We start from the raw sequence: 12,106 nt of genomic DNA on the forward strand, positions 1-12,106 counted from the left end.
TCACTACGAGGACTTCCACCCGCTGCCCGCGTACCCAACCTCAGTGGTCAATACAGCTAGCCCTCGACGGTAAGGGTGTTCAGCGCCAAGGTGGATGCAGTCTGACTGTGAAAGAGCTGACACCAATGGATCTCCAGGACTTCAACAATGCCTCTGCCGATCAGGCCGTTGCCACGTTGCGCCCCTGCGCCGACATCGACCGCTGGATCCAGGGCGTCGTTGATCACCGGCCGTATGCCGGGGTCGAGGACCTCTTCTCACGCGCCGAACTGGAGGCCAACCCCTTCACTGCCGCGGAAGTTGATGCAGCCCTAGCCCACCACCCTCGTATCGGTGAGAAGGCAGAGGGCCAGTCGGCCGAAGCCACGCTCAGTCGCGACGAACAGTCGGCGGTTGATGCGCAGTCGGATACGGCACGCAAAATCCTGGAGGGAAATAAGGAGTACGAGCAGAAATTCGGTCGAGTGTTCCTCATCCGTGCTGCGGGACGCAGTGCGGAAGAGATCTTGGCCGAGTTGGAACGCCGGCAGGCGAATTCCGAGGAGGCCGAGAGCGCCGAGGTTGCCGTGCAATTGCGCGAGATCGCACTGCTCCGCCTACGCGGACTCTTCGCCACCACCTAAGCATTGGCGCCGGGCCCGGAGTCATTGGCCCCGCCCCGCACCTAGCGACCCATCCCAAGGAGTAATTCGATGAGCGCAGCAGCGTCCGAACGCAGTCACATCACTACCCACATTCTCGACACCGGGACCGGGAGGCCCGCCTCCGGTGTCAAGGCCACGCTGGAGGCCAAGCAGGCATCCGGCTGGCAAGAAATCGGCTCAGGAAGTACCGACCAGGATGGTCGGATCAACAATCTGGGGCCGGTCGCGGTTGAAGTAGGGCAGTACCGGATCACTTTTGATACCGGGGCCTACTTCGGGAAGACGGGAACGGAAACCTTCTTCCCCGAGGTCGCGCTGGGATTCGTCGTCGCCGACGAAACGCAGCACTACCACGTACCTCTTCTTATCAGCCCGTTTGCATATTCCACATACCGAGGGAGCTAGACATGACTACCACCGCTTCTCAGCCCAGTACCAAGATCGTCCTGGCCAAGAACCAATACGGCAAGGCCGAGGTCCGCCTGGTCAAGATCACCCGCGACACGGCTCGCCACGAGATCGAGGACCTGAACGTCTCCTCGCAGTTGCACGGCGACTTCGAAGCCGCCCACACCGAAGGCGACAACGGTCATGTCGTCCCGACCGACACGCAGAAGAACACCGTCTACGGCTTCGCCCGTGACGGAGTCGGTTCCCCGGAGAAGTTCATCAAGCGCCTCGGCGATCACTTCGTCTCCGAGTTCGACTGGGTAACCGGCGGACGTTGGGCGGCAGAACAGTACTTCTGGGACCGTATCCAGGACCACGATCACTCCTTCTCCCGCAATAAGAGCGAAGTTCGCACCGCGGTTTTGGAGATCGCAGACGGGAAGAAGAGCATCCTGGCCGGCATTTCCGGACTGACCGTGCTCAAGTCCACCGGCAGCGAATTCCACGGCTTCCCGGTCGATAAGTACACGACCCTGAAGGAAACTTCCGAGCGTGTTCTCGCCACGGACGTCAACACTCGTTGGCGCTACAACACCGAGGCTTCGACCTCGGAGGACACCGACTTCAACGGCATCTACGCCTCCGTGCGTGAATTGCTGCTGAAGGCCTTCGCCGAGACACACTCGATGGCTCTGCAGCAGACGATGTACGAAATGGGTCGCCTGGCTCTCGAGGCACACCCCGAGATCGAGGAGATCCGCTTCTCGCTGCCGAACAGCCACCACTTCCTGGTTGACCTGTCGCCGTTTGGCCAGGACAACCCCAATGAGGTCTTCTTCGCGGCGGATCGCCCGTACGGACTCATCGAAGCAACCATCCAGCGTGAAGGCGTTTCGCCCACGCACCCGATCTGGGAAAATGCCGCAGGCTTCTGCTAATCGGTAGTACGCGCCGGGCGTCCGCAGTATTGCGGGCGCCCGGCCTTCACGGAAGTGCACAAGGAGGTCAGCCGTGAAAGCCAAGCAACATCGAAGCGCCACAGCAGTAGTCCGTCCCGAAGACGAGAAACTGCCACTGGGACGCACCCTCGCCTACGGCTTGCAGCATGTGCTCACCATGTACGGCGGCATCATCGCTCCGCCCCTGATCATTGGTGCAGCTGCAGGCATGGACAGCACCGATCTAGCTCTGCTGGTCGCATCCTGTTTGTTCATCGGCGGCCTAGCCACGATCCTGCAGACGGTCGGAGTTCCCTTCTTCGGCGCACAGCTGCCCCTCGTTCAAGGCACGTCCTTCGCCTCTGTCGCGACGCTGGTCACGATCGTCAAGGGTGACGGTGGTATCCAAGCGGTCTTTGGCGCCGTCATGGTCGCCGCGGCCATCGGCTTCCTCATCGCCCCATTCTTTGCCCGCATCATCAGATTCTTCCCGCCGGTGGTCACCGGCGTGGTCATCACCATGATCGGTCTTTCGCTGACCCCCGTGGCGGCGAACTGGTCCATGGGTGGCAACGACTCGTCGGATGACTACGGTTCCTTGGCCAATATCGGCTTGGCCGCATTGACGCTGCTCATCGTGCTGCTGCTGAGCAAGGTCGGCAATGCCGCCATCTCACGCCTGTCCATCTTGTTGGCCATCGTCATCGGGACCCTGGTGGCCTGGGCCGTCGGCATCGCCGACTTCTCCACGGTCGGTGACGGTGCCATCTTCGAAATTCCGAAGCCGCTGGCCTTCGGCATGCCGGTCTTCGAGATCGGGGGCATCATCTCCATGACGATCGTGGTGCTGGTGATCCTGACCGAAACGACGGCCGACATCCTGGCCGTCGGAGAAATCGCCAAAACGCGTGTCGACTCCAAGCGCATCGGAGACGGCCTGCGGGCCGACATGATCTCCAGTTTCATTGCCCCCTTCTTCAACACGTTCACGCAGAGTGCCTTCGCCCAGAACGTTGGGCTGGTCGCCATCACCGGGGTCAAGAGCCGCTTCGTGGTCACTGCCGGCGGCGGCATCCTGGTGGTCCTGGGTCTGCTGCCCATCCTGGGGCGCGTCGTGGCAGCCATCCCGCTGCCAGTCCTCGGTGGAGCCGGCATCGTGCTCTTTGGCACGGTGGCAGCCAGTGGCATCCGCACCCTGTCGAAGGTCAACTACGACAAGGGGATGAACATGATCATCGTCTCCGCGTCGCTGGCTTTCGGCCTGATCCCCGTGGTCAAGGCAGACTTCTACGATGCCTTCCCCACCTGGCTGGCAACGATCCTGGATTCCGGGATCAGCTCCGCGGCCCTGATGGCCGTGCTGTTGAATATCTTGTTCAACGAACTCAAGCTGGGCAACCCGTCCAAGAACGCCTCGGTCTTCGCGGCCTCGCCGCCGCGTATGGTCCGCGAGGACCAGGTGCACAGCCTGCAGGACGGTGACCACTACGAGTCAGGCAAGCTGATCTCCGCCGACGGCGACGAGATCCCGGTGGTCAGCGTCGACGAGTACACCGTCGTCATGGCTGAGCACGTCAAGGCCTGTGAAGCGGAAGGCGTCCCTGCCGCCCTGCCAGATGGCATGGAACCGGAGGAGGTCAAACGACAAGCCGAAAACGTCAAGGCAGAGCGTGTGAACGGTGTTGCCGAAACGACGGCAGCTCAGCCGGAAGCAGCTGGCCAGGAACTGCGCGCCGACGCCCTGCGCGAGAACGATGACGCCGAACGCGAGGAAGGCTCCCCGGAACACGGAGCCCATCGGGCCTAGGGTCCGAACCTGCCAGCAACATCAACAGCCCGCCTCCCACCAGATTTCTGGGGGAAGGCGGGCTGTTTGGTTTCTCCGAAGACCGTGGTGCTGGTCCGCGGTCTCGGAGATGCGGTGTCATCCTGCCGTGGTGGAGGACTCCGCTGCCGGGCGCCGAGCGCCCGACTGCGGTCCCCAAGGGGCAGAGCGGCAGAGGGAGGGGCCGATGGCGACGCTGGTTCGCCTAGGAGCTCGTGGAGCCGCGCAGGGCGGTAGCGATGGCGTCGGCCACCCGCTGAAGTGCCGGGACGGCGCGGTCGCCGAAATCAAGATCGACCCGGGTGGTCGGTCCGGAAATGGAAACGGCCATGGGTGTCGGAGCGCCGGGTACTGCCATGGCAAAGCAACGCACTCCCAGTTCCTGCTCCTGTTCATCGACCGAATATCCTGCTGCGCGAATCCGGTCGAGCTCGGCATGGAGTTCCTTCAGGGTCCCGATGCTGTACGGCGTGGGGGTGGGCATCCCCGCCTGGCTGACCAGGCGGTCGACCCGTTCGCTGTCCATGACCGAGAGGATCGCCTTGCCAGCGCCGGTGTCGTGCAGATTGGCCCGGCGGCCCACTTCGGTGAACATCCGCACGCTGTGCGGGGAGGGGACCTGATTGATGTAGGTGATCATGTCGCCGTCGAGCACGGAAAGGTTCGCCGATTCACCCAGCTCATTGACGAGCGTCTTCAACAGCGGGGCGGCAACCGATCCCAGCTGGCGGTTTGCGACCTCCCCCAACCTGATCAGCCGAGGGCCCAGCGCATAGCGGCGGTTCGGCAGTTGGCGCACGTGCCCGATACCGACCAACGTGCGGAGCAGCCGGTGGATGGTCGGCAGCGGCATCGGGGTCTCGGCAGCTAATTCACTCAGGGTGCATTCGCCGCCGGCCCTGGCGATGAGTTCGAGCAAGTCGAAGGCGCGCTCCACGGATTGGACACCGGTGGCTGGCTTGGTGGGCATGGTTTCTCCTTGAAACATGGTTGCCGGCCGAAGACGTTGCACGGGGTGGCCGGATATGGAGCGGCATTTCGCTCCAGAGTACTTGAAGTATGAAAACTTTTTCCGTTGGTCGAGAAAGTTGCTCCGCAGTACGAGGAACAAATCTCAGGACTGACCTTGATTTTCCGTAGTACAAATAATATTATCCACTATACGGAAATTAATTTTATGACTGGTACTGCAACTGCAGGCCGATCGTCACTTCTAGTAGGAGGAATTCATGGCGAATCCCAGCCCCGGATATTCAATGACCCTGCGGGTCGAGGCACCGGCCAGCTTCACGGCCACGAGCGATCTTGCCGCAGCCGTCAGCGCTGCAGGCGGTGCGATCACGGCGCTGGACGTCACTGAGTCAACGCACAGCATCATGGTGATCGACGTCAGCTGCAATACGACGGATGCCGAGCATGGCGAACGCATCCGCGAAGCACTCGACGCCCTCGACGACGTCACGGTGCGCAATGTCAGCGACCGTACGTTCCTCATGCACCTCGGTGGCAAGCTCGAGGTGGTTCCGAAGGTGGCCCTGCGCAACCGCGACGACCTGTCCCGCGCCTACACGCCCGGCGTCGCCCGGGTTTGCCAGGCCATCGCCGATGACCGCTCAAAGGCGCGCAACCTGACGATCAAGCGCAACACCATCGCCGTGGTCACCGACGGCTCCGCAGTGCTGGGGCTGGGCAATATCGGCCCCGAAGCATCCCTGCCGGTTATGGAGGGCAAGGCAGCCCTGTTCAAGCAATTCGCCGACGTCGACGCCTGGCCGGTGTGCCTGGATACCCAGGACACCGATGAGATCGTCAACATCGTCAAGGCTCTCGCCCCGGTCTACGGTGGCGTGAACCTCGAGGACATTGCCGCACCGCGCTGCTTCGAAATCGAAGCCCGTCTGCGCGAGGAACTGGACATCCCGGTCTTCCACGACGACCAGCACGGCACCGCCATCGTCACCCTCGCTGCCCTGCAGAATGCGCTGCGTGTGGTGGATAAGAAGATCGAGGACGTGCGCATCGTCGTCTCGGGCGTCGGCGCTGCCGGTAACGCCATCGTCCAGCTGCTTCTGGCCCGCGGGGCGAAGAATGTCATCGCCTGCGGACGCAACGGTGCCATCGACCGCAACACCGAGTACACCGATTCGCACCGCGTCTGGTTGGCCGAGAACACCAACCCGGAGAACTTCAGCGGCACGCTCCACGAGGCCATGGTCGGATCCGATGTCTTCATCGGCGTCTCGGCCCCGAATATCCTCGAGGAGAAGCACATCGAGTCCATGAACGCCGACTCGATCGTCTTCGCGATGGCCAACCCCGACCCCGAGGTCGACCCGGTCGTCGCCGGTCGCCACGCAGCAGTGGTCGCCACCGGTCGCAGCGACTACCCGAACCAAATCAACAACGTTCTGGCGTTCCCGGGCTTCTTCCGTGGCCTGCTCGACGCCCACGCTGTTGATATCATCCCGGAAATGCTGGTTGCCGCAGCCGACGCGATTGCCGCGCGGGTTGACAGCAACGAGCTGAACTCCGGATTTATCATTCCCAGCGTGTTCGACCCGCACGTCGCCGGAGACGTGGCCGACGCCGTCGTCGCCGCAGCACGCGCCAGCAAGTAGGAGGATCATCATGAGCATTTCACTGACACACGTTCCCGACGTCAACGGGGCCCAGGAAGTTCTGAGCGACGAAGCTCTGGCCTTTGTGGAGAAGCTGCAGCACCGCTTCGCGGCGACTCGCGACGAGCTGTTGACGGCACGCGAGACGGCTCAGAAGGCTGCCTCCGAGAAGGGGTCCATCGATTTCCTTCCAGAGACCGCAGAGGTACGCGCCGGAGACTGGAAGGTCGCCGAAGCTCCCGAGAAGCTGCGTGACCGTCGGGTAGAAATCACCGGACCCGCCTCCCCGGCCAAGATGGCCATCAACGCATTGAACTCCGGCGCGAAGGTTTGGCTGGCTGACCTGGAGGACGCCTCGACCCCCACCTGGCATAACGTCGTCGACGCGCTGGTGAACTTGGGTGAGGTAGCTCGTGGAACCCTGTCGTTCCGCTCGCCCGAAGGTAAGGAATACAACCTCCGCAGCGATGCCGACCTAGCCACCGTCGTGGTGCGCCCCCGTGGCTGGCACCTGCCGGAGGCCAACGTCCTCGTTGACGGTGCTCCGACCGTGGGGGCCCTGGTCGATTTCGGTCTGCACTTCTTCCACAACGCGAAGGAACTCGCCGCCAAGGGCGACGGCCCGTTCTACTACCTGCCCAAGATGGAATCCCACCTTGAGGCACGGCTCTGGAACGATGTCTTCACCTTCGCCCAGGAGGAACTGGGCATCGAACACGGGACCATCCGTGCCACGGTGCTCATCGAGACGATCCCGGCAGCCTTTGAAATGGATGAGATCCTCTACGAACTGCGCGATCACGCCTCGGGCTTGAACGCCGGCCGCTGGGACTACTTGTTCAGCATCATCAAGTACTTCCGCTCCTCCGGCGATAAGTTCATCATGCCCGACCGTGCCGATGTCGCGATGACGGCACCGATGATGCGCGCCTACACCGACTTGCTGGTGCAGACCTGCCATAAGCGGGGAGCGTTCGCCATGGGCGGCATGGCCGCATTCATTCCGAACCGGCGCGAACCGGAAACGACGGAGGCGGCCTTCAAGAAGGTCCGGGCCGATAAGACCCGCGAAGCCGGCGACGGCTTTGACGGCTCCTGGGTGGCGCACCCTGATCTGGTCGAGGTCTGTGCAGAGGTCTTCGGTTCGGTGCTGGGCGATCGCCCCAACCAGCTGGATAAGCAGCGCCCGGAGGTCTCGGTCAGCGCTGAGGACCTGCTCGATGTCCCCTCGGCCCCCGGCCAGGTCACCGAGAAGGGCGTGCATGCGAACCTGTACGTCGCTGTCGCGTACACCGCCGTCTGGCTTTCTGGTAACGGCGCCGTGGCGATCCACAACCTGATGGAGGACGCGGCCACCGCCGAGATCTCCCGGTCACAGGTGTGGCAGCAGATCCGTAACGGAGTGGTCGCCGACGACACCGGAAACACCATCACCGCCGAACTGGTTCAGGCCGCACTGGCAGAGGAAATCGAACGCCTGCGTAACGAGGTCGCCGATCAGGAGGTCTTCGAGAACTACTACGTCCCGGCGGGTGAGCTTATTGGCCGTCTGGTCTCCGGTCGCGACGAGGACTTCGAAGAGTTCCTCACGCTGCCGGCGTACCGTCTGCTCTCCACCGAGCTGGTGAAACGATGAGCGTGAGCCCGGTGCTGGACGAGACCATCCTGAAGACGGTCGAAACCCGCCTCGCGGCCACCGATAAGCTCTTGGAACGCTCCTACCCGGGAGACAGCGGGGCCCGCCAGCCGGTGCATACCGCCTATGTTCCGGCGGATAAGTTCACCGCCGAAGTGGCCGGGCAATGGGGGCAGCAGGCCCTGGCCGCGGCCCGGGACTTCGGTGGGCTGGCCGTGCTGGCCCGCGCCGTGGGACTCGACGCCGAAGGTGGCGCCGACGCCAGTGGAGGTTCTCGCGCAGATCTGCTCGCCGAGCTCGTGGCGCAGAAGCTGGAACGGGAACCGATCGAGGATCTGCGCATCGACTTCGAAGACGGGCTGGGACACCGGCCCGACGACGAGGAAGATGCGCACGCCATCCGCGCTGCCCAGGAAGTGAACCGTGCCGTCGCGGCGGGCATCGCCCCGCCCTTCATCGGGATCCGCTTCAAGTGCTTCGAGGTTCCCACCCGTAAGCGTGCGCTGCGCACCCTGGACCTGTTCATCGCCTCGCTGGTGGAGAGCGGGGGACTACCCGACGGGCTCGTGTTGACCCTGCCCAAGGTCAGCACGGTGGCGCAGGTCGAAGCCATGGTCTTCGTCTGCGAGAAGATGGAAGCCGCCCACGGGCTGCCCGCACGGCGGCTGCGCTTCGAGGTCCAGATGGAAACCCCGCAGCTGATCCTCTCCGCCGAAGGCACGGTGCCCTCGGCCCAGCTGATCCACGCCGGGCGGGGCAGGGTCTCCTCCCTGCACTACGGAACCTACGACTACTCCGCCTCCCTGGGCATCTCAGCCGAGTACCAGTCGATGGAGCACCCCGCGGCCGACCACGCCAAGAACGTACTGCAGGTGGCCGTGGCCGGAACGGGGGTCCACCTCTCGGACGGGTCGACGAACATCCTGCCGATTGGTGAATCCGAGCATGTCAGCAAGGCCTTCGCCTTGCATGCCCGTCTGGTACGCCGCCATTTGGAACGTGGGATCTATCAGGGCTGGGATCTGCATCCCGCACAACTGGCGACCCGCTACCTGGCCACCTACGCCTTCTACCGTGACGGCTTCGATGCCGCTGCGAACCGGCTGCGCAACTACGTGCACCAGGTCGAGTCGTCCATCATGGACGAGCCGGCCACCGCGCGTGCCCTGGCCATGTTCATCTACCGCGGTCTGGTGTGCGGCGCGCTGACGGCCGGCGAGGTCGAGAACGGCGTCGAAATCACCCAGGAGCATCTGAGGGCCTTGGCCCTGGGGCGCCCCGCGATCAACGCAAAGGAATCCCATGTCTAAGACCAGCACCACTTCCGTGGAGGCCCCCTACTACACCGCCCAGGGTGGACACCCGCCTCAGACCGACCTGCTGACCGACCGGGCAGTGGTCACCGAGGCCTACACGGTCATCCCGCGCGGCGTGCTGCGCGATATCGTGACTTCGGTCCTTCCCGAGTGGACAGGGACCCGGTCCTGGGTGCTCAACCGCCCGGTCTCCGGCGGAGCGACCACGTTCTCCCAGACCATCGTCGAAGTTTCCCCGGGCGGGGGTTCGGAGAGCCCCGAACCGCAGGCCGAGGTTGAGGGTTTCCTCTTCCTCATGCAGGGTTCCCTGCGCGTGGTCATCGACGGCGCGACGCACGAGCTGACCGCGGGTGCCTTCGCGTTCATCCCGGCGGGCACGGCGTACAGCGTCCACAATGACGGCGTGGAAGCCGCCAGCTTCCACTGGTTCCGTAAGCGCTACCAGCCGCTGGAAGGGCATACACCCCGCCCGGTGGTCGGCAACGAGCGCGATCTGGAGCCCAAGGCCATGCCGGGCACCGATAACAAGTGGCGGACCACGCGCATGCTCGATCCCGAGGATCTGGCCTTCGACATGCACGTGAACATCGTGACGTTCGAACCGGGCGCCTCGATCCCGTTCGCAGAAACCCACACCATGGAGCACGGGCTCTACGTCCTGGAAGGCAAGGCCGTCTACCGGCTGAACGCCGACTGGGTCGAGGTGCAGGAGGGCGACTACATGTCCCTCCGGGCCTTCTGCCCGCAGGCTTGCTACGCGGGTGGACCGGCGAACTTCCGCTACCTGCTCTATAAGGACGTCAATCGCCAGATTGCGCTGTAGTCAGGCTGTAGTAAAACAGTGATCTAGCCGGTCGGCGGGGAATCTTCCCCGCCGGCCGGTTTTTTCGTGTGGAACCGGTCTGGAAGGGGCAGCACGATTGGCTGCCACCGCCGGACCGAGTGCAAGGGAAGTAGCCGACCGCTCGAATCACCGTGCCGATCGGCGATGGAATGCGCCGTGGCGCCCGCAGAAGGCGCCGATCACGTTCCCCGGGGCAGCCTCGGTGCACCCAGGAAGTCAGCTTTCCTTGACCGACGGAGGAAAGCGCATCCCTCATCAGTGTCGACGATGAAGTCTTGACAGGTGATGCGGGCCTCACCTAATGTTTTCAGTAGGCAGAAGTAAACTTCCACAATCTGGAAATAACCGTTCCGAAAGGAATCCACATGGCTTACACCGTCAACTGCTCCATCCTGCTGACCGAGCTTCCCTTGCTGGAACGCCCGGCGGCAGCAAAGAAGGCCGGTTTCGACAACGTCGAGTTCTGGTGGCCCTTCGCCGAGGCCGTTCCGGCCGACGCCGAGGTGGAAAAGTTCGTCAGCTCGCTCTCCGACGCAGGCGTCCAGCTGACCGGACTGAATTTCCTGGCCGGCGAAATGCCGGCCGGTGACCGCGGGATCGTTTCTTGGGTCGGCCGCGAGAAGGAGTTCGCCGATAACATCGACGTCGTCGCCGCCATCGGACAGGCCACGGGTTGCCGTGGCTTCAACGCCCTGTACGGCAATCGCCAGGACGGCCAGTCGGCCGCCGAGCAAGACGAGCTGGCCCTGACCAACCTCGTCGCCGCCGCCCGGGGAGTCGCCAAGATCGACGGCACGGTCCTGCTGGAGCCCGTTTCCGGCACCGAGGCCTACCCGCTGAAGACCGCCGCCGACGCCTTGGGCGTCATCGCGAAGACCCAGGAAGCCGGCGTGGACAACGTCAAGCTGCTGGCCGACTTCTACCACATGGCCGTCAACGGTGATGATGTCGCCGACGTCGTGAACAAGCATGCTGCCGACTTCGGGCACATCCAGATCGCTGACAACCCCGGACGTGGGGCCCCCGGAACCGGGAACCTGCCGCTGGGTGAGTGGATCGAGAGCAGCCGGGCCAAGGGCTACACCGGACCGATCGGTCTGGAATACAAGGCCTCCTCCGACTCCGCCTTCGACTGGTTGATTCGCCAGGGCGCCTAGGCCCCGACCGGTACGCATCACTAAGACTTCAAGGAGAACAACATGAGCGAAAACAAGAACGTTGCCTTCATCGGCCTGGGCATCATGGGACTGCCCATGGCCAAGAACCTGGTCAAGGCCGGCTTCCAGGTGACCGGTTACAACCGCAGCCCCGAAAAGGCCCAGGATCTCGCATCCGCCGGCGGCACCGCCGCAGCCAGCGTGGCCGAAGCCGTCGCCAATGCCGACGTCGTCATCACCATGGTCCCGGATTCCCCGGACGTGGAAGCAGTCGTGGGCGGGGCGGACGGTGTCTTCGCCAACGCCAAGAAGGGCGCCCTGTGGATCGATAACTCGACCATCCGCCCCGATGTCGCCGTGGTCCTGGCCGATGACGCCCGCGCCGCCGGCCTGCGCCCGCTCGACGGTCCGGTCTCCGGTGGCGAAGCAGGAGCCATTGACGGGGTGCTCTCCATCATGGTCGGTGGCGAGAAGGCCGATTTCGACGATGCCGAAACCGTGCTCAACGCCATTGGCAAGACCATCGTCCACGTCGGACCCTCGGGATCCGGCCAGACGGTCAAGGCAGCCAACCAGCTGATCGTGGCCTCCAACATCCAGGCACTCTCGGAGGCCGTGGTCTTCCTGGAGGCCTACGGCGTCGACACCCAGGCCGCGCTAGCGGTCCTCGGCGGCGGTCTAGCTGTATTGACCACTGAGGTTGGGTACGCGGGCAGCGGGTGGAAGTCCTCGTAGTGA

10 protein-coding genes and 1 pseudogene are annotated in these 12,106 nt (G+C 63.7%); 10 read left to right on the plus strand and 1 reads right to left on the minus strand.

The annotated features are described in order from the left end of the window. Window positions 1-125 precede the first annotated feature (125 nt). The 4 genes from uraD to FM101_RS00525 all read left to right on the plus strand — a co-directional run bounded on the left by uraD (window position 126) and on the right by FM101_RS00525 (window position 3,779). Window positions 126-623 (plus strand): 2-oxo-4-hydroxy-4-carboxy-5-ureidoimidazoline decarboxylase, encoded by a 498-nt coding sequence (gene uraD, locus FM101_RS00510; protein WP_086993898.1) that lies wholly within the window; start codon window positions 126-128, stop codon window positions 621-623. A gap of 69 nt (window positions 624-692) precedes the next feature. Continuing rightward, entirely contained in the window at window positions 693-1,049 is a 357-nt protein-coding gene (gene uraH / locus FM101_RS00515; RefSeq protein WP_086993901.1) for a hydroxyisourate hydrolase, read from the plus strand. Between the two features lie 2 nt (window positions 1,050-1,051). After that, window positions 1,052-1,972: a factor-independent urate hydroxylase gene (pucL, locus tag FM101_RS00520; RefSeq protein WP_086993903.1), complete on the plus strand. Its 921-nt coding sequence runs from the start codon at window positions 1,052-1,054 to the stop codon at window positions 1,970-1,972. Between the two features lie 73 nt (window positions 1,973-2,045). After that, entirely contained in the window at window positions 2,046-3,779 is a 1,734-nt protein-coding gene (locus tag FM101_RS00525; RefSeq protein WP_241895473.1) for a nucleobase:cation symporter-2 family protein, read from the plus strand. Between the two features lie 223 nt (window positions 3,780-4,002). Here FM101_RS00525 and FM101_RS00530 read toward each other — a convergent pair whose 3' ends face one another. Further along, window positions 4,003-4,767, minus strand: a complete 765-nt coding sequence (locus tag FM101_RS00530) for an IclR family transcriptional regulator (protein WP_086993906.1) — start codon at window positions 4,765-4,767, stop codon at window positions 4,003-4,005. 259 nt (window positions 4,768-5,026) lie between these two features. On the opposite strand from FM101_RS00530, the gene FM101_RS00535 reads away from it, so the two are divergent. From FM101_RS00535 to FM101_RS00560, 6 genes and pseudogenes are all read left to right on the plus strand, one after another. Then, window positions 5,027-6,415, plus strand: a complete 1,389-nt coding sequence (locus FM101_RS00535) for an NAD-dependent malic enzyme (protein ID WP_086993909.1) — start codon at window positions 5,027-5,029, stop codon at window positions 6,413-6,415. A gap of 10 nt (window positions 6,416-6,425) precedes the next feature. Beyond that, window positions 6,426-8,051 carry a malate synthase A gene (aceB, locus tag FM101_RS00540; RefSeq protein ID WP_086993912.1) on the plus strand — a complete coding sequence of 542 codons (1,626 nt, stop codon included), beginning with the start codon at window positions 6,426-6,428 and terminating at the stop codon, window positions 8,049-8,051. Beyond that, complete coding sequence (locus FM101_RS00545; RefSeq protein WP_179204191.1) at window positions 8,048-9,361, plus strand: DUF6986 family protein; 1,314 nt, start codon at window positions 8,048-8,050, stop codon at window positions 9,359-9,361. The genes aceB and FM101_RS00545 overlap by 4 nt, the downstream gene beginning before the upstream one ends. Next, window positions 9,354-10,190, plus strand: a complete 837-nt coding sequence (locus FM101_RS00550; protein WP_086993915.1) for a bifunctional allantoicase/(S)-ureidoglycine aminohydrolase — start codon at window positions 9,354-9,356, stop codon at window positions 10,188-10,190. The genes FM101_RS00545 and FM101_RS00550 overlap by 8 nt, the downstream gene beginning before the upstream one ends. 386 nt (window positions 10,191-10,576) lie before the next feature. Beyond that, complete coding sequence (locus FM101_RS00555; protein WP_086993918.1) at window positions 10,577-11,368, plus strand: hydroxypyruvate isomerase family protein; 792 nt, start codon at window positions 10,577-10,579, stop codon at window positions 11,366-11,368. A 42-nt stretch (window positions 11,369-11,410) separates the two neighbouring features. Beyond that, window positions 11,411-12,052 (plus strand): annotated as a pseudogene (locus FM101_RS00560) (NAD(P)-dependent oxidoreductase); the annotation flags it as partial. Window positions 12,053-12,106 lie beyond the last annotated feature (54 nt).

Source organism: Arthrobacter rhombi, assembly GCF_900163545.1.
GTDB classification, from domain to species: Bacteria; Actinomycetota; Actinomycetes; order Actinomycetales; family Micrococcaceae; genus Arthrobacter_H; species Arthrobacter_H rhombi_A.